Below are 17,510 nucleotides of genomic sequence, written 5' to 3' on the forward strand. Positions count from 1 at the left end.
CGTGCTCCGTCGTTTCTGATTCGAGGCGTCAGGCGGGGGTGACGTCGAGAGCATGCCCCACGAGGGCCAGCAGCGACTCGACGACCGTGATCCTGTTACGCGCATCCATGATCACTATCGGCACCTGCGGGGGTACGGTCAGGGCCTCGCGGACGTCCTCCGGCTCGTAACCCGGCGTCCCCTCGAAGTGGTTGACCGCCACGATGTACGGCAGGCCGCAGCTCTCGAAGTAGTCGAGCGCCGGGAAGCAGTCCTCCAGACGCCGGGTGTCGGCGAGGACGACCGCGCCGATCGCCCCGCGCACCAGGTCGTCCCACATGAACCAGAAGCGCTGCTGGCCCGGGGTGCCGAAGACGTACAGGACGAGGTCGTCGTCGAGGGTGAGACGGCCGAAGTCCATGGCCACCGTCGTGGTGGTCTTCTCCGGTGTCGCGGAGAGGTCGTCGGTCTCCTCGCTGGCCTGCGTCATCAGCGCTTCGGTCTGCAGCGGCGTGATCTCGGAGACCGAGCCGACGAACGTGGTCTTGCCGACGCCGAAGCCGCCCGCCACCACGATCTTGGTGGCGGTGGGCGCGCGGGTGTGGTCGAGCTGCCAGGCCTGGAGCGACTCCTCGGCCTGGTCCACGGGACCTGACGCCTGGTCCCGGGCCCCCGGCTGACGCGGGGCGAAGAGCGGCGCCTCAGAGACGGCGGAGTCCATTGAGCACCCTTTCGAGCAGTGCGCGGTCGGGCTGGCCGGTGCCGTGACCGGTCCCGTACACGCGGATCTTTCCTTGGTCGGCCAGGTCGCTGAGCAGCACCCGGACGACTCCGAGCGGCATCTTCAGCAGGGCCGAGATCTCCGCGACCGTACGCATCCGGCGGCAGATTTCGACGATGGCCTGGAGCTCCGGCATCACCCGCGACGCGAGGTTGCCGTTGGTGAGTTCGCGGCGCTCGTCGGGTGCTTCGAGGGCGGCGACGAACGTCTCGACCAGCAGGACGTGCCCGAATCGCGTGCGGCCGCCGGTGAGGGAGTACGGGCGGACCCGGGCGGGGCGCTTGTCGGCCCCGCGGACGGGGAGGCGGGGGGCGGGTTCTGCGGCGGCGGTGGTCACTGGGCGCTCTCCAACGATGTGCGCAGCTCACTGCGGAGTTCGGGGGTGAGTACGTGTCCGGCCCGGCCGACGAAGAGGGCCATGTGGTAGGCGACGACGCTCATGTCGCAGTCCGGGGTGGCGTGGACGCCGAGCAGGGAGCCGTCGCTGATCGACATGACGAAGACACTGCCCTCGTCCATGGCGACCATCGTCTGTTTGACGCCGCCGCCGTCCATCAGCTTCGCCGCGCCGACGGTCAGCGAACCGATGCCGGAGACGATCGTGGCCAGGTCGGCGCTGGACCCCTTGGGCCCGTCCGAGGTGGGCCCGTCCGACGTCCCGATGGCCGGTCCGGCCGCCGTCGCGGTCAGATGGCCGGGGTCGGAGGAGAGCAGCATCAGGCCGTCGGACGAGACGACGGTGACCGAGTGGACCCCTGGCACCTCCTCCACGAGATTGCTCAGCAACCAGTGAAGGTTCCGGGCCTCGGTACTCAGCCCGAATGTGCTGGGCGCAGTCAACTGCGTGCCTCCTCGACTGTGTCCCCCGTCTCTTCGTTCCGGCCGTCCGCCCGGCCGCCGGTCTCGGCGGCCCGGGCGGTCCTTGCGTTCCGTGCGGTGTCCGTGGTCGGTGCGGTGGTGCTCTGGTGCCCGGTGCGGTCGGCGGGTACGCCTCCGAGAGCGGCGAGGGCGATGCCGCCGGTCTCGGCGATCTCCGCCTCGACGTCGCGCCGGCCCTCCTCCGCCGCCTGGTGGAAGCTGCCGAGCCGGCGGCGCAGGGCGTCCCGGTCCAGGCTGCCGGTGCGCCCGGTGGCGGGAGCGGTGTCGGGCCGGACCACCTTGGGGGTGCGCTTCGGCAGCCCCTTGTCCGTGATCCGTCCGGCCTCGGGGAGGCGGGGTCCGGGGACGGTCTCGGCGGGCGCGGGGCCGGCGGCGGCCTCGGCGTGCGGCGCGGGGCGGAACGCGGGCCCGTCCGGGTCCTGGTCGCCCGGGCCGTTCTCGGCCGGGCGCTCGTGGCGGTCGGGGCCGATGGCGTACGGGTCGGCCGGCGCCGGGACGGCGGGGTCCGGCAGGAGCTCCGGGCCGGCCGGGTCGGCCGGCGGCTTCGGCAGGCGGACCTGCAGCGTGATCTCGGACTCCGACTCGACGTCCGGCTCGGTGCCCGGCCCGGCGCCGGCATCGGTACCGGTTGCGGCGGCGGCCTCGGGCTCGGCTTCCGTGAACGGGTGCTGTGCGTCCTGCTCCTGCTGCGCCTGCTCCGGCTGCTCCTGCGGTACGGCGGTGGCTTCCGGGGTCTCGTCGGACCCGGCGCTCTCGGCGGCGTTCTCACGGATCGTCCGCTCGGCGGCGGCGATCATCGGGTCCACGGCGGGAGGCGCCTCGGCGACCGGCTCGGCCACCGGCTCCGGTGCGTTCGCCCCGTCGCTGTCCGACAGGTCCGACGGGTCCGACGGGTCCGACGGGTCCGAAGCGGCCCCGGCGGGTGTGCCAGGCTCCGGCGCGGCCGCCGGGAGCGGTGAACGGCACGGCAGGGCGTTGGAGTTGGCCTCGGCCACCGAACCCGGCAGGTTGAGCGTGGGCGCGTCACCGGGCAGTTGCACGGCGGGCGGGGTGGCGGCGGGCAGGGTCTTGGGCAGCAGGGCCTGCGGCAGGACGACGACGGCCGTCACTCCACTTCCCTTCTGCTCGCGCAGCTGGACCCGTACTCCGTGCCGGGCGGCCAGCAACGACGTCACCTGGAGACCGAGTCCGGCGCCGTCGGCGTTCTGCTCACCGGCCTCGAACGAGGCCGGGTCGCCCAGCCTGGCATTCAGCTCGTCCATCCGGACCGTCGACATGCCGATGCCCTCGTCCGACACGGAGAGCATCACCTCACCGCTCTCCAGCAGCCAGCCGGACAGCTCGACATGGGAGTCCGGCGGCGAGAAGGAGGTGGCGTTCTCCAGGAGTTCGGCCAGCAGGTGGCTGAGGTCGTCGGCGGCGAACCCGGCGATCTGGGCGTGCGGCGGCAGGGACTGGATGGTCACCCGCTCGTACCGCTCGATCTCGCTGACGGCGGCGCGCGCAACGTCGACCAGCGGGATCGGACCGGCGTGGGCGTGGCCGTGTTCGGCGCCCGCGAGGACGAGCATGTTCTCGCTGTGGCGGCGCATGACCGTGGCCATGTGGTCCAGCTTGAACAGGGTGGCCAGGCGCTCCGGGTCCTGCTCGCGCTCCTCCAGGCCCTCGATGACGCCGAGCTGCCGCTCGACCAGGCCGAGGGTACGCAGGGAGAGGTTGACGAAGGTGTGGTTGACCGTGTTCCGCAGCTGCTCCAGCTGGGTGGTCAGCTCGGCGGTCCGCTCCTGGAGTTCGGTCCGCTGCTGGGCCAGGGTCTCCCGGCTCTTGATCAGGCCGGACCGTTCGGCGGTGAGGTTCTCGACGCGTCCGCCGAGGTCCTGGTGCAGGGTGGTGAGCCGGCCGTGCAGGGTGTTCATCGACCGTACGACCTGGGCGAACTCGTCGTTGCGGCCGGTGTAGCGGACCGGTTCGGCGCTCGAAGGGTCCTCGGCGAGGCGCGCGGCGCCGATGCGCAGGACGGCGAGCGGCTGGGTGAGAGTGCGGGCGACGGCCGTGGAGACGCCGACGGCGAGCAGGAAGCAGCCGCCGAGCAGGGCGATGCTCAGTTCGAGAGCGGTGACGTCGTCGTCGCGCAGGCCCTCCAGATGCCGGACCTGGCCGGTGGTCAGGGCGGACTCGACGCTGCGCATCCGGTCGACGCGGGCGGAGAGCGCGGCCTCCAGCTTCTTGGGGCTGACCCTGCGCTCGGCGTCCGAGAGTTCGGGTCGGTCGGTGAGACGGGTGAGGTACTTCTCCGCGTCGTTGACCTCGGGTCCGGTGACGGTGTCGGAGAGCTTGTCGCGGGCCTCCGGGTCCGCCGCCTGGTCGAAGTCGGCGAGCGCGGCCAGCTCCCGGACACGGGCCTGCTGGGCGGCGGCGCTCAGCTCGTCGCGTTCGCGGTCGGCCCGGGTGGCGTCCTCGTCCTGGGTCTGCACGGGCAGCCCGGTAAAGGGGTCGGTCTGCGGGGCCGTCGGCTCGGGGCTCGGCACGGCGAGCGCGGCGAGGAGGAGCCCGCGGGTGGCGGAGGCCTGTTCGGACGCGCCGCCGAGGGTGAGCGGGGCCCGGGTGGCGTCGGCGGCGCGCGGCGGGGTCTTCTCCGCCAGTTCGGCGGCGATGCCGTGCAGCTTGGCGATGACGTCGGAGTACGCCTGGTGCGCCTCCAGGGCCGAGCCCTTGCCGGTCAGCGCGTCGCGGCGCAGCGAGGCGACCGTCGAGAGGTCGCGGCGCAGGGCCGCGGAGGCCGCCTCGTGGATCTCGTCGATCTGCTGGTCGACACGGGTGGTGCGTGCGGTGCGGTTCTCCGCGCCGTCCTTGTCGTCGGCGTCCTCGTCGCGTCCGTCGGCGATGTACGCGGTGATGGCGTCACGTTCGTCGGCGAGGGAGTGCGCGAGGGTGACCGCCTGCTGGTTCAGCTCGGCGAGGGTGACCAGCCGCTGGGACTCGCTCAGATCGGCGGAGGCCCCGAGTGCGGCGGGGGCGCCCGCCGCCAGGACGATGACGCCGACGACCGCGACACCGGCGACCAGTCGGCTGCGTACCCGCACGGTCCGCTTGTCCGCGCCGGGTGCCGGAGGCGTCGCCCCGGAACCGTCGCGCGTCGTGCCCTTGCTCCGCGGCCGCTTCTTCTGCACCGGTGCTCGCAATCTTGACTCGTCCACCCTTGAAGCAGAGGTGACGCACGGTCACATGGAAGGGCGCCCCGCTCCTGGTACGGCTTCTGACCATTCCAGCGCTTATGAGAGGGGGGCGCGCATCAACCGCTCCGCCACTCGAAGGAGTGAACATCACTCCGGAGTTGGCGAACAAGTCTGCCCTGGAGCGCCTCTGACCATGCATGGACCATGGGGTGGAACTTCCGCTCCGCCTTTGGCAGGATGCCCGCCCGCAATCGGTCCGGAGCCGCCCCTTCCGGCCGGCACGCACCCGTTGACCTGCTGGTACAGGCCAAATCCGGTCGCGTGCGGGGATGGTGAAGGGCTCGTGCAGACTGACCGTATGCGCATCGAACTCGCCACCGCTCCCGGCAGTCCCGAACGCCCCAACGAGGACTGGGTGTCCGGGTCTCTTCCCGCCTCCGGCCAGGGTGGTGCGCTGGTCGTGCTCGACGGCGTCACCCCGCCGCGCGGGGACGACGGTTGTGTGCACTCGGTCCCGTGGTTCACCGCACGGCTGGGCGGCGCACTGGTGGAACTGTCCGGTTCCCGCCCTGATCTGCCCCTGGCCGAGATCCTGGCCGCGGCCATCTCCCGTACAGCCGACGCCCATCGGGCCACCTGTGACCTTTCTCACGTGCGCACGCCCCAGGCGACCGTGGTCCTGGCACGCTGGAACGAACAGACGATCGAGCACCTGGTGCTCTCCGACTCGGCCCTGCTGCTGGAGTCCGCCGACGGCACGGTCCGGGCGGTTCTCGACGACCGGCTGGACCGGCTGCCGCCGGGCTCGCTCGCGTCCGACGAGATCGCCGACTCCACGGTCCGTAACAAGGAAGGCGGCTTCTTCACGGCCGCCGCGGATCCGTCGGTGGCCGCGCGTGCGGTGACGGGCAGCACCCCGGCGGCCGGCGTCCGGGCCCTCGCCGCGCTCACGGACGGGGCGAGCCGCTGGACGGAGGTGTTCGGCGAGGGCGACTGGACGGGCGCGCTGGGGCTGCTGCGGAAGGCGGGGCCGCAGGGGCTGATCGACCGGGTGCGGGAGCTGGAGCTCGCCGATGCGGAGGCGGGGCGCGTACGGCTGGGGCGCGGCAAGACGCACGACGACGCGACCGCGCTCCTGGTGGAGCTGGGCTGACCGCCGGAGGCCGGAGGCCCGTACGGGAGGCGGGTGCCGGAGGCCCGTACGGGAGGCGGGTCAGCTCTCCGCGCGGGTGTTCAGCTGGTGCAGCAGCCGGGCCAGCTCGGCGATCTCGGCCCGGTCCCAGTCGGCCAGCTTGCGCACATAGCGCCCGCGGCGGGCGTCCCGGACGCTGCGGAAGCGGGCCAGCCCGTCGTCGGTGAGGTGGACGAGCCAGGCGCGCCCGTCGGCCGGGTCGGGTTCGCGGGCCACCAGCCCGAGGTTCTCCAGGGAGTGCAGCTGGCGGCTCATGGTGGCCTTGCCGACGCCGAAGTAGGCGGCCAGCTCGGTGGCCCGTTGCCGGCCAGCCTCCTCCAGACGGACGAGCAATCCGTAGGCGGCGGGCTCCAGTTCGGGGTGGACCTCCCGGGCCATCTCGCCCGAGCTGGCCCGCGCCCGGCGCAGGAACACCGCCAGCTCACGCTCCAGCGCCAGGAACTCATGGTCCACGCCGCTCTCGTCGGGCGTGCCCGGCTCCGGCTCGATGTCGTTCCCGCGCACGTCGGTACCCCTCATACGGTGCCCTGCCGATTCCTGCGGCGTCCTGCCGGCGAAAGCCTCTTCCGCGACCGGTCGACGTCGCAGCCCGGACAGTATTCCGCAGAAGGGGACCGGCGGCGCAACGCGGACGGCCGGCCCCGCACCGAGCGCCCGCTCCCCCACCCCGGCGGCCGCACCCCAGGTCAACGGGGCTTTCCGCGGTCCGGGACCCCACTATGCACTCCGCGTATACGCGCTGTGTATAGTCCTCGGTGCACCGCACACCTGTGCGGATTTCCGCACAGAGGAGTGATGCGTCGTGCCCAGAAAGATGCCGTTGCCGGGGATGGGGTTGACCGCGGCGCTGGTGACCGCGCTCACACTGACGCTGAGCGGCTGCTCGATGGACACGACGGCGCCGGGCTCGGCACGGGGCGAGGCGGCCTCGGACGCCAAGGGTTCGTTCGGTCCGGTGGACTGCCGCAAGGCCAAGTGCATCGCCCTGACCTTCGACGCGGGGCCGGGCAAGGACACGCCGAGGCTGCTGGACATCCTCGAGGAGAAGAAGGTGCACGCCACCTTCTTCCTGCTGGGCAAGCACCACGTCGTCAAGCACCCCGACGTGGTGCAGCGCATCGAGGACGAGGGCCACGAGGTGGCCAACCACACCTGGACGCACAAGGTCCTGACCGACCAGAAGCCGGATCAGATACGCGCCGAGCTGGAGAAGACGCAGCTGGCCATCGAGAAGATCACCGGCAAGAAGCCCCGGCTGATGCGTCCGCCGCAGGGCCGCACCGACGACACGGTCTCGGAGATCAGCAAGGACCTGGGACTCTCCCAGGTGCTGTGGAGCGCCACCGCCAAGGACTACTCGACCAACGACTCGGCGCTGATCAAGAAGCGGATCCTGGACCAGGCGAGCAAGGACGGCATCATCCTGCTCCACGACATCTACCGGGGCACCGTGCCCGCCGTGCCCGGGATCATCGACGCGCTCCAGAAGGACGGCTACACCTTCGTGACCGTCCCCGAGCTGATGGCCCCCGCCGAGCCGGAGCCGGGCACGATCTACCGCCCCTGAGCCGCGCCCCGGACACACGGAACGGCCCGCCCCCCGTTGACCGGGAAGCGGGCCGTCCGTACCGGTCGCGCACCTGATGCCGCGCCCGTCACTGCGTGGCGGTCAGGCCGCGGCCGGGATCCTCTCCGCCGGGGCCGAGGCCGGGGCGAGGGCGATCTCCAGCACCTGGCGGACGTCGGTGACCGGGTGGACGTCCAGCTTCTCCAGCACCTCGGCCGGCACGTCGTCCAGGTCGGCCTCGTTGCGCTGGGGGATCACCACGGTGGTGATGCCCGCACGGTGGGCCGCCAGCAGCTTCTGCTTGAGGCCACCGATCGGCAGCACCCGCCCGGTCAGCGACACCTCACCGGTCATCGCCACATCCGTACGGACCAGCCGTCCGGAGAGCAGCGAGGCCAGGGCGGTCGTCAGGGTGATACCGGCGCTCGGGCCGTCCTTGGGGACCGCGCCCGCCGGGAAGTGGATGTGCACACCCCGGTCCTTGAGGTCCGCGACCGGCAGTTCCAGCTCCGCACCGTGCGACCGCAGGAAGCTCAGCGCGATCTGCGCCGACTCCTTCATGACGTCGCCGAGCTGACCGGTCAGGGTCAGTCCGGACGCCCCGGTCTCCGGGTCGGCGAGCGACGCCTCGACGAAGAGGACGTCACCGCCCGCCCCGGTCACCGCGAGCCCGGTGGCCACGCCCGGCACGGCGGTGCGTCGCCCGGCCGGGTCCTGGGCGGACTCGGGCACGTGGTGCGGTCGGCCGATGAGGCCGCGCAGATCCGCGTCGGTCACCGTGAACGGCAGCTCGCGGTCGCCCAGTTCGTGCTGGGCCGCGACCTTGCGGAGCAGCCGGGCGACGGCCCGCTCCAGATTCCGTACGCCCGCCTCGCGGGTGTACTCGCCGGCCAGCTTGCGCAGCGCCGACTCCTCCAGAGCGACCTCGTCCTTCTCCAGACCCGCTCGCTCCAGCTGGCGCGGGAGCAGGTGGTCCCGGGCGATGACGACCTTCTCGTCCTCGGTGTAGCCGTCCAGCCGGACCAGCTCCATGCGGTCGAGGAGGGCCTCCGGGATGGCTTCGAGCACATTGGCGGTGGCGAGGAAGACGACGTCGCTGAGGTCGAGCTCGACCTCCAGGTAGTGGTCGCGGAAGGTGTGGTTCTGCGCCGGATCGAGGACTTCGAGGAGGGCGGCGGCGGGGTCGCCCCGGAAGTCGGAGCCGACCTTGTCGATCTCGTCGAGCAGGACGACCGGGTTCATCGAGCCGGCCTCCTTGACGGCCCGCACGATACGTCCGGGGAGCGCGCCCACGTACGTACGCCGGTGGCCACGGATCTCCGCCTCGTCCCGGACACCGCCGAGCGCGACACGGACGAACTTGCGGCCCATGGCGTGCGCGACGGACTCGCCGAGCGAGGTCTTGCCGACGCCGGGCGGCCCGACGAGGGCGAGCACGGCGCCGCCACGGCGGCCGCCCACGACACCGAGACCGCGGTCGGCACGGCGCTTGCGCACCGCCAGGTACTCGGTGATGCGTTCCTTCACGTCGGCGAGGCCGGCGTGCTCGGCGTCCAGGACCTCCTGGGCGCCGCGGATGTCGTAGGCGTCCTCGGTCCGCTCGGTCCACGGCAGTTCGAGGACGGTGTCCAGCCAGGTGCGGATCCAGGATCCCTCGGGCGACTGGTCGCTGGAGCGCTCCAGCTTCTCGACCTCCTTGAGAGCGGCCTCGCGGACGTGCTCGGGCAGGTCGGCGGCCTCGACACGGGCCCGGTAGTCGTCGGACTCGTCCTCCGGGTCGCCGTTGAGCTCGGCGAGCTCCTTGCGTACGGCGTCCAGCTGGCGGCGCAGCAGGAACTCGCGCTGCTGCTTGTCAACGCCGTCCTGGACGTCCTTGGCGATGGACTCGGCCACGTCCTGTTCGGCGAGGTGCTCGCTCAGCCACTGGATGGCGAGCTTCAGCCGGGCGACCGGGTCCACGGTCTCCAGGAGCTGGACCTTCTGGGCGGTGGAGAGGAACGGCGAGTATCCGGAGTTGTCGGCGAGCGCGGAGACGTCGTCGATCTGCTGGACCCGGTCCACGACCTGCCAGGCGCCGCGCTTCTTCAGCCAGCTGGTGGCGAGCGCCTTGTACTCCTTGACGAGCTCGGCGGCGGATCCGGGCAGCGGGTCCGGGGCGGCGGTGTCGAGGACGGTGCCCTCGACCCAGAGCGCCCGGCCGGGGCCGCTGGTCCCGGCGCCGATGCGAACCCGGTCCCGGGCCCGGATGAGCGCGCCCGGGTCGCCGTCCGACAGGCGCCCGACCTGCTCGACGGTGCCGAGGACGCCGGTCCCCGTGTACGTACCGTCGATCCGCGGGACCAGCAGCACCTCGGGCTTCCCGCCGCCGGGACGGGCGGCGGCCTGCGCGGCCTCGACGGCGGCGCGGACCTCGGTGTCGGACAGGTCGAGCGGCACCACCATGCCGGGCAGGACGACCTCGTCGTCGAGCGGCAGCACGGGCAGGTCGATCGGTGTGAACGCCTGGGACTCGTTAGTCATGATCTCCCCTTCGGCAGGCAAGTTGAGCTATGTGGACTCAATGCTCCTGAGCCTCCGAATGTTCCCCACGGTCTGTTCGCTCTGAGCGATCAGCCGCTCAGGGCCTCCGCCTGTCTACGGGAGCACCGCGGGGCGGACGCTTGTTCCCCGCCCCCGGAGCACGGAACCCGCTGGCACTCGGCCCGGGCGGCGGACAGGATGGCGGACACCGACCACCACGACCGGAGACCGGAGAGACCCACGATGTCTGCGACGGCCGCGATGCCCTCGACGCCCGCCCCCGATCTGTTGCCGACGCGCCCGGCCGACGCCCCCGTCGTCCTCGACCGCCGCGAGGGCCCGTTCGGCGAGGTCGTGTTGCGGGAGCGCGGGGAGCACTTCGAGATCATCGCCAACGGCTGCTTCCTGATGGACACCTCCGACGGGCGCTCCGAGCGGCTGCTGATCGACGCCGCGCTCGCCGCGCTGCCCGCGGGGCGGACGGGTCTCTCGGTGCTGATCGGCGGCCTGGGCGTCGGCTTCTCCGTGGTGCGGGCCGCCGAGGAGGAGCGCTGGGGGCGGATCGCGGTCGTGGAGCGGGAGCAGGCGATCGTGGGCTGGCACCGGGACGGGCCGCTGGACCGGATCTCCGGGCCGGCGCTGGCGGACCCGCGGACCGAGATCCTGCACACGGATCTCGTCGCCCACCTCCGTACGGCCACGGAGCGTTACGACGCACTCTGCCTGGACATCGACAACGGGCCCGACTGGACCGTCACGGAGGACAACGGAAGCCTCTACTCCGCCGCCGGTCTGGCGCACTGCCACGACCGGCTGACCCCGGGCGGCGTGCTCGCCGTCTGGTCCGCGCAGCCGTCGCCGGCCTTCGAACAGGCTTTGCGGAATGCCGGGTTCAGCGGGGTTAGGACGGAAGAGGTGGCCGTTGCCCGAGGTGTGCCCGACGTGGTCCATCTCGCACTCCGGGCCGCCTGAACCCCCCTCCCGGTATGCGGGACCCGGCGGTGGCACGGGCCAACCGGCACAAGGGCGACGATCCGGTTGCCCGGTGGGCGTGAACTCGTCCGACGGGGCAACACCCTGCGTAGCCGGGAGCCCTCCGCTGCCTTTACGCTGCTGACCGGCACACGGGTTCACCCACGAAATCCACGAGCGAAGACCGTGCCTTGCGGGGGAATGGCTCCCGCGAGACCGGGCAGGGGCGGGGCGATGGAACAGACACACACCACCCACAACGGCGTCGCGGCCACCCCGGGGGCTCAGCGCCGGGTGCTGGTGGTCGAGGACGACGCCACGATCGTCGACGCCATTTCCGCCCGGCTGCGGGCGGAGGGCTTCCTGGTGCAGACCGCGCCGGACGGCCCCGCGGCCGTGGACGCGGCCGAGGCCTGGCAGCCCGACCTGATGGTGCTCGACATCATGCTTCCGGGCTTCGACGGCCTGGAGGTCTGCCGCCGGGTGCAGGCGCAGCGTCCGGTGCCGGTGCTGATGCTCACCGCGCGCGACGACGAGACCGACATGCTGGTCGGGCTCGGGGTCGGCGCCGACGACTACATGACCAAGCCGTTCTCCATGCGGGAGCTGGCCGCCCGGGTGCACGTACTCCTGCGCCGGGTGGAGCGGGCCGCGCTGGCCGCGGTGACCCCGCGCAGCGGGATACTGCGTCTGGGTGAGCTGGAGATCGACCACGCGCAGCGCCGGGTCCGGGTGCGTGCGGAGGACGTCCACCTCACGCCTACCGAGTTCGACCTGCTGGTCTGCCTCGCCAACACCCCGCGCGCGGTGCTCTCCCGGGAGCAGTTGCTGGCCGAGGTGTGGGACTGGGCGGACGCATCGGGCACCCGCACGGTCGACAGCCACATCAAGGCGCTGCGCCGGAAGATCGGCGCGGAGCGGATCCGTACGGTGCACGGCGTGGGCTACGCCCTGGAGACTCCGGCGCCATGACCTGGCCAGGGCCAGGAATGCGGCCCTTCTCCATCAAGGCCAAGCTGGGCACGCTCGTCGTGGTCTCGGTGTTCATCACCACCGGGCTGCTGATCGTCGCCCTGCGGACCCGGACCGAGTTCCAGTTCATCACCGTGTTCTCGGTGATCGCGACGCTGCTGATCACGCAGTTCGTGGCGCACGGTCTGACGGCGCCACTGGACGAGATGAGAGCGGTGGCCCGGTCCATCTCGCACGGCGACTACACGCGGCGGGTGAGCGGCGCCGGGCGGCGGGACGAGCTGGGCGACCTGGCGCAGACGATCAACCGCATGGCGGACGACCTGGAGGCGGAGTACCGGCACCGAAAAGAGCTGGTCGCCAATGTCAGCCATGAGCTGCGCACGCCCATCGCGGCGCTGAGGGCCGTGCTGGAGAACGTGGTGGACGGGGTGTCCGCCGCCGACCCGGAGACGATGCGCACGGCGCTGAAACAGACGGAGCGGCTGGGCCGGCTGGTCGAGACGCTGCTGGACCTGTCGCGTCTCGACAACGGGGTGGTGGCGCTCAAGGCAGGCCGTTTCGAGGTGTGGCCGTATCTCTCGGGCGTACTGAAAGAGGCCAATCTCGCGGCCTCCCAGCGACGCCTGTCGTCGGGCTCGGGCAATCACTCCCGTACGGACGTCCATCTGCACCTGGACGTCTCGCCGCCGGAGCTCACCGCGCACGCGGACGCGGAGCGGCTGCACCAGGTGGTCGCCAACCTCATCGACAACGCCGTCAAGCACAGCCCGCCGCACGGCCGGGTGACGGTGCTCGCACGGCGCGGGGCGTATCCCGAGTCGCTGGAGCTGGAGGTCATGGACGAGGGGCCCGGCATCCCGGAGGCGGAGCGCCACCGGGTGTTCGAGCGCTTCAACCGGGGCCATGTTCCGTCCCCGCACGGTCCGGGCAGCGACGGCGGTACGGGACTGGGTCTGGCCATCGCCCGCTGGGCGGTCGATCTGCACGGCGGCCGGATCGGGGTGGCCGAATCCGCACGGGGCTGCCGCATCCAGGTCACCCTCCCGGGAATCCCCGAGCAGCGCGGTTGACGACCTCATTGACATAGGGTCGAACCGGAAGGGCACGTTCATCCGTGTCCTGCCAGCTGGGGACCGCAAGGGGATTCGGTCGGGAGACCGTACCCACGGTCCTGCGTACCCGGAGTGCAGTGGAACCTCGCTTGTTTCCCGCCATTTCCTGCGCCGAAACCCGCCCTTCGATGTGATGTGCACGACGAAGCACCGGCCCGGTCTGCACGGAACGGTTCGGGGGGCGTAGCCTTGATTTCCGCTGTCCATCACCTTGTGAAGCGGAAGAGGGCGGTTGCCGCCGTGTCGTCTCAGTCCCCCAGTAACTCGAGCATCTCGACCGACCAAGCCAGCCCGGGCACCAACCCGGCCGCGGCTTTCGGCGCCAATGAATGGCTCGTCGACGAGATCTACCAGCAGTACCTCCAGGATCCCAGTTCGGTCGATCGCGCCTGGTGGGACTTCTTCGCCGACTACAAGCCGGGTGCCACCGGCACGGCGGACAAGCCCGCTCCCGGCGCCGGGGCCTCGGGGGCCCCGGTGACCGAGGCGGCCGCGCCCGCTCCGGCCGCCGCTCCGGCTCCGGTGAAGGCCGCGCCCGCAGCCGCTCCGGCGGCTCCCGCGCAGTCCGCCCCGGCCAAGGCCGCCCCGGCGGCCCCGGCCCCGGCTCCGGCGAAGCCCGCGGCGGCGAAGCCCGCCGCCGCGCCCGCCAAGCCCAAGGCGAAGGCCGACGAGTCCACCGAGGCCCCGGCAGGACCGGAGTACGTGACGCTGCGCGGCCCCTCGGCCGCGGTCGCGAAGAACATGAACGCCTCGCTGGAGCTGCCGACGGCCACATCCGTCCGCGCGGTCCCGGTGAAGCTGCTCTTCGACAACCGCATCGTCATCAACAACCACCTCAAGCGCGCCCGCGGCGGGAAGATCTCCTTCACGCACCTCATCGGGTACGCAATGGTGCAGGCCCTCAAGGCCATGCCGTCGATGAACTACTCCTTCGCGGAGAAGGACGGCAAGCCGACCCTGGTCAAGCCGGAGCACATCAACCTGGGTCTGGCCATCGACCTGGTGAAGCCGAACGGCGACCGCCAGCTGGTCGTCGCGGCCATCAAGAAGGCCGAGACGCTCAACTTCTTCGAGTTCTGGCAGGCGTACGAGGACATCGTCCGGCGCGCCCGCATCGGCAAGCTCGGCATGGACGACTTCACCGGCGTCACCGCCTCGCTGACCAACCCCGGCGGCATCGGCACCGTCCACTCGGTGCCCCGCCTGATGCCCGGTCAGGGCCTCATCATGGGCGTCGGCGCGATGGACTACCCGGCGGAGTTCCAGGGCACCTCGCAGGACACCCTCAACAAGCTCGGCATCTCGAAGGTCATGACGCTCACGTCGACCTACGACCACCGGGTCATCCAGGGCGCCGCCTCCGGCGAGTTCCTGCGCGTCCTCTCCCAGCTGCTGCTCGGCGAGAACGAGTTCTACGACGAGATCTTCAAGGCGCTGCGCATCCCCTACGAGCCGGTCCGCTGGCTCAAGGACATCGACGCCTCGCACGACGACGACGTCACCAAGGCCGCGCGGGTCTTCGAGCTGATCCACTCCTACCGGGTCCGCGGCCACGTCATGGCCGACACCGACCCGCTGGAGTACCACCAGCGCAAGCACCCCGACCTCGACATCACCGAGCACGGCCTCACCCTGTGGGACCTGGAGCGGGACTTCGCGGTCGGCGGGTTCGCCGGCAAGACGATGATGAAGCTCCGCGACATCCTCGGTGTGCTCCGTGAGTCGTACTGCCGCACCACCGGCATCGAGTTCATGCACATCCAGGACCCGAAGCAGCGCAAGTGGCTCCAGGACCGGGTCGAGCGCCCGCGCCCGAAGCCCGAGCGCGAGGAGCAGCTGCGGATCCTGCGCCGGCTGAACGCCGCGGAGGCGTTCGAGACCTTCCTGCAGACGAAGTACGTCGGCCAGAAGCGGTTCTCGCTGGAGGGCGGCGAGTCCGTCATCCCGCTGCTCGACGCGGTCATCGACTCCGCCGCCGAGGCCCGCCTCGACGAGGTCGTCATCGGCATGGCCCACCGCGGCCGGCTGAACGTCCTGGCGAACATCGTCGGCAAGTCGTACGCCCAGATCTTCCGCGAGTTCGAGGGCAACCTCGACCCGCGCTCGATGCACGGATCCGGCGACGTCAAGTACCACCTGGGCGCCGAGGGCACCTTCACCGGTCTGGACGGCGAGCAGATCAAGGTCTCGCTGGCCGCCAACCCCTCGCACCTGGAGGCGGTCGACCCGGTCCTGGAGGGCATCGCCCGCGCCAAGCAGGACATCATCAACAAGGGCGGCACGGACTTCACGGTCCTGCCGGTCGCGCTCCACGGCGACGCGGCCTTCGCGGGCCAGGGCGTCGTCGCCGAGACGCTCAACATGTCGCAGCTGCGCGGCTACCGCACCGGCGGCACCGTGCACGTGGTGATCAACAACCAGGTCGGCTTCACCGCCGCCCCGGAGTCCTCGCGCTCCTCGATGTACGCCACCGACGTGGCGCGCATGATCGAGGCGCCGATCATCCACGTCAACGGCGACGACCCGGAGGCCGTGGTCCGCGTCGCGCGGCTCGCCTTCGAGTTCCGGCAGGCGTTCAACAAGGACGTCGTGATCGACCTCATCTGCTACCGCCGCCGCGGTCACAACGAGGGCGACAACCCGGAGTTCACCAACCCTCAGATGTACACCCTGATCGACAAGAAGCGCTCGGTGCGCAAGCTCTACACCGAGTCGCTGATCGGTCGCGGCGACATCACGCTGGAAGAGGCGGAGCAGGCGCTCCAGGACTTCCAGGGCCAGCTGGAGAAGGTCTTCGCGGAGGTCCGCGAGGCCACCTCGCAGCCCGCCTCCCCGCACGTCCCGGAGCCGCAGGCTGCGTTCCCGGTGGCCGTGGAGACCGCAGTCTCCGCCGAGGTCGTCAAGCGGATCGCCGAGTCGCAGGTCAACATCCCCGATTCGATCACCGTCCACCCCCGTCTGATGCCGCAGATGCAGCGTCGCGCGGCCTCGGTGGAGAACGGCACGATCGACTGGGGCATGGGCGAGACGCTGGCCATCGGTTCGCTGCTGATGGAAGGCACCCCGGTCCGGCTCGCCGGCCAGGACACCCGCCGCGGCACGTTCGGCCAGCGCCACGCGGTCCTGGTCGACCAGGTCACCGGCGAGGACTACACCCCGCTGCTGTACCTGGCCGACGACCAGGCCCGGTACAACGTCTACGACTCGCTGCTCTCGGAGTACGCGGCGATGGGCTTCGAGTACGGCTACTCGCTGGCCCGTCCGGAGTCGCTGGTCATCTGGGAGGCCCAGTTCGGTGACTTCGTCAACGGCGCGCAGACCGTCGTCGACGAGTTCATCTCCTCGGCCGAGCAGAAGTGGGGCCAGACCTCCGGCGTCACGCTGCTGCTGCCGCACGGCTACGAGGGCCAGGGCCCGGACCACTCGTCCGCCCGCCCGGAGCGCTTCCTCCAGATGTGCGCGCAGGACAACATGACGGTCGCGATGCCGACCCTGCCGTCGAACTACTTCCACCTGCTGCGCTGGCAGGTGCACAACCCGCACCACAAGCCGCTCATCGTCTTCACCCCGAAGTCGATGCTGCGTCTGAAGGCGGCGGCCTCGTCCATCGAGGAGTTCACCACCGGCGGCTTCCGCCCGGTGATCGGCGACGCGTCGGTCAAGGCCGAGGACGTCCGCAAGGTCGTCTTCGTCTCCGGCAAGCTGTACTACGACCTGGACGCCGAGCGGGAGAAGCGCGGCGACACGGAGACGGCGATCATCCGCCTCGAGCGCCTGTACCCGCTGCCGGGTGCGGAGATCCAGGCCGAGATCGCGAAGTACCCGAACGCCGAGAAGTACCTCTGGGCGCAGGAGGAGCCGGCGAACCAGGGTGCGTGGCCGTTCATCGCGCTCAACCTGATCGACCACCTGGACCTGGCGGTCGGCTCGGACGTGCCGCACGGCGAGCGCCTGCGCCGCATCTCGCGGCCGCACGGCTCGTCCCCGGCTGTCGGCTCGGCCAAGCGTCACCAGGCGGAGCAGACGCAGCTGGTCAACGAGGTCTTCGAGGCCTGAGGACCTTCACGCCGAACACCCCGGGGACCCGGTTCCGCGCTCGTCGCGGGGCCGGGTCTCCGGCGTTCTGGAGGCCCCCGGGCCTCGCTATCCTTTTCCCATGTACTTCACGGACCGTGGCATCGAGGAACTGGAGAAGCGGCGCGGCGAGGAGGAGGTCACCTTCGAGTGGCTCGCCGAGCAGCTGCGGACGTTCGTCGATCTCAACCCCGACTTCGAGGTGCCCGTCGAGCGCCTCGCGACCTGGCTGGCCCGGCTGGACGACGAGGACGACGAGGACGAGTGAGCATCCTCAGGGCCT

General features: G+C 71.2%; 13 protein-coding genes. 7 read left to right on the top strand and 6 right to left on the bottom strand.

What is annotated here, in order from left to right; all coding sequences use genetic code 11:
* Positions 1 to 28: 28 nt before the first annotated feature.
* The 4 genes from AC0VY3_RS27940 to AC0VY3_RS27955 are packed head-to-tail and all read right to left on the bottom strand — an operon-like array spanning position 29 to position 4,809.
* Positions 29 to 700 (bottom strand): GTP-binding protein, encoded by a 672-nt coding sequence (locus AC0VY3_RS27940; protein ID WP_103507136.1) that lies wholly within the window; start codon positions 698 to 700, stop codon positions 29 to 31.
* On the bottom strand, positions 681 to 1,097 hold the full coding sequence (locus AC0VY3_RS27945) for a DUF742 domain-containing protein (protein ID WP_103507137.1): 417 nt from the start codon (positions 1,095 to 1,097) through the stop codon (positions 681 to 683). Before AC0VY3_RS27945 ends, AC0VY3_RS27940 begins: the two co-directional genes overlap by 20 nt.
* Positions 1,094 to 1,600: a roadblock/LC7 domain-containing protein gene (locus AC0VY3_RS27950; protein WP_103507138.1), complete on the bottom strand. Its 507-nt coding sequence runs from the start codon at positions 1,598 to 1,600 to the stop codon at positions 1,094 to 1,096. The genes AC0VY3_RS27945 and AC0VY3_RS27950 overlap by 4 nt, the downstream gene beginning before the upstream one ends.
* Entirely contained in the window at positions 1,597 to 4,809 is a 3,213-nt protein-coding gene (locus AC0VY3_RS27955) for a sensor histidine kinase (RefSeq protein ID WP_475551742.1), read from the bottom strand. The genes AC0VY3_RS27950 and AC0VY3_RS27955 overlap by 4 nt, the downstream gene beginning before the upstream one ends.
* Before the next feature lie 364 nt (positions 4,810 to 5,173).
* Between AC0VY3_RS27955 and AC0VY3_RS27960 the strand changes: the two genes are divergently transcribed.
* The gene (locus tag AC0VY3_RS27960; RefSeq protein WP_103507555.1) at positions 5,174 to 5,968 is read left to right on the top strand and encodes a protein phosphatase 2C domain-containing protein; all 795 of its coding nucleotides are present in this window, start codon (positions 5,174 to 5,176) and stop codon (positions 5,966 to 5,968) included.
* Between the two features lie 60 nt (positions 5,969 to 6,028).
* On the opposite strand, the gene AC0VY3_RS27965 is transcribed toward AC0VY3_RS27960, so the two are convergent.
* Positions 6,029 to 6,511: a MarR family winged helix-turn-helix transcriptional regulator gene (locus tag AC0VY3_RS27965; RefSeq protein ID WP_103507560.1), complete on the bottom strand. Its 483-nt coding sequence runs from the start codon at positions 6,509 to 6,511 to the stop codon at positions 6,029 to 6,031.
* Between the two features lie 310 nt (positions 6,512 to 6,821).
* On the opposite strand from AC0VY3_RS27965, the gene AC0VY3_RS27970 reads away from it, so the two are divergent.
* Entirely contained in the window at positions 6,822 to 7,574 is a 753-nt protein-coding gene (locus AC0VY3_RS27970) for a polysaccharide deacetylase family protein (protein ID WP_181010731.1), read from the top strand.
* Positions 7,575 to 7,676: 102 nt separating this feature from the next.
* Here the strand turns inward: AC0VY3_RS27970 and lon are convergent, their stop codons facing one another.
* Positions 7,677 to 10,094, bottom strand: a complete 2,418-nt coding sequence (gene lon / locus AC0VY3_RS27975; protein ID WP_103507557.1) for an endopeptidase La — start codon at positions 10,092 to 10,094, stop codon at positions 7,677 to 7,679.
* Positions 10,095 to 10,355: 261 nt separating this feature from the next.
* Between lon and AC0VY3_RS27980 the strand changes: the two genes are divergently transcribed.
* The 5 genes from AC0VY3_RS27980 to AC0VY3_RS28000 all read left to right on the top strand — a co-directional run bounded on the left by AC0VY3_RS27980 (position 10,356) and on the right by AC0VY3_RS28000 (position 17,495).
* Positions 10,356 to 11,066 carry a spermidine synthase family protein gene (locus AC0VY3_RS27980; RefSeq protein WP_475551743.1) on the top strand — a complete coding sequence of 237 codons (711 nt, stop codon included), beginning with the start codon at positions 10,356 to 10,358 and terminating at the stop codon, positions 11,064 to 11,066.
* A 234-nt stretch (positions 11,067 to 11,300) separates the two neighbouring features.
* The gene (locus tag AC0VY3_RS27985; protein WP_103507558.1) at positions 11,301 to 12,038 is read left to right on the top strand and encodes a response regulator transcription factor; all 738 of its coding nucleotides are present in this window, start codon (positions 11,301 to 11,303) and stop codon (positions 12,036 to 12,038) included.
* The gene (locus tag AC0VY3_RS27990) at positions 12,035 to 13,111 is read left to right on the top strand and encodes a HAMP domain-containing sensor histidine kinase (protein WP_103507559.1); all 1,077 of its coding nucleotides are present in this window, start codon (positions 12,035 to 12,037) and stop codon (positions 13,109 to 13,111) included. The genes AC0VY3_RS27985 and AC0VY3_RS27990 overlap by 4 nt, the downstream gene beginning before the upstream one ends.
* 282 nt (positions 13,112 to 13,393) lie before the next feature.
* Positions 13,394 to 17,209, top strand: coding sequence for a multifunctional oxoglutarate decarboxylase/oxoglutarate dehydrogenase thiamine pyrophosphate-binding subunit/dihydrolipoyllysine-residue succinyltransferase subunit (locus tag AC0VY3_RS27995; RefSeq protein ID WP_475550880.1), 3,816 nt, complete (start codon positions 13,394 to 13,396; stop codon positions 17,207 to 17,209).
* Positions 17,210 to 17,309: 100 nt separating this feature from the next.
* Positions 17,310 to 17,495 carry a DUF6104 family protein gene (locus tag AC0VY3_RS28000; protein WP_010061466.1) on the top strand — a complete coding sequence of 62 codons (186 nt, stop codon included), beginning with the start codon at positions 17,310 to 17,312 and terminating at the stop codon, positions 17,493 to 17,495.
* Positions 17,496 to 17,510 lie beyond the last annotated feature (15 nt).

The sequence above is a fragment of the Streptomyces sp. iso_384 genome (assembly GCF_056172905.1).

Coding starts and splice junctions, on each gene's coding strand:
- AC0VY3_RS27960 (WP_103507555.1), top strand. CDS start 5,174: ATGCGCATCGAACTCGCCACCGCTCCCGGCAGTCCCGAACGCCCCAAC.
- AC0VY3_RS28000 (WP_010061466.1), top strand. CDS start 17,310: ATGTACTTCACGGACCGTGGCATCGAGGAACTGGAGAAGCGGCGCGGC.
- AC0VY3_RS27985 (WP_103507558.1), top strand. CDS start 11,301: ATGGAACAGACACACACCACCCACAACGGCGTCGCGGCCACCCCGGGG.
- AC0VY3_RS27980 (WP_475551743.1), top strand. CDS start 10,356: ATGCCCTCGACGCCCGCCCCCGATCTGTTGCCGACGCGCCCGGCCGAC.
- AC0VY3_RS27940 (WP_103507136.1), bottom strand. CDS start 700: ATGGACTCCGCCGTCTCTGAGGCGCCGCTCTTCGCCCCGCGTCAGCCG.
- lon (WP_103507557.1), bottom strand. CDS start 10,094: ATGACTAACGAGTCCCAGGCGTTCACACCGATCGACCTGCCCGTGCTG.
- AC0VY3_RS27990 (WP_103507559.1), top strand. CDS start 12,035: ATGACCTGGCCAGGGCCAGGAATGCGGCCCTTCTCCATCAAGGCCAAG.
- AC0VY3_RS27970 (WP_181010731.1), top strand. CDS start 6,822: ATGCCGTTGCCGGGGATGGGGTTGACCGCGGCGCTGGTGACCGCGCTC.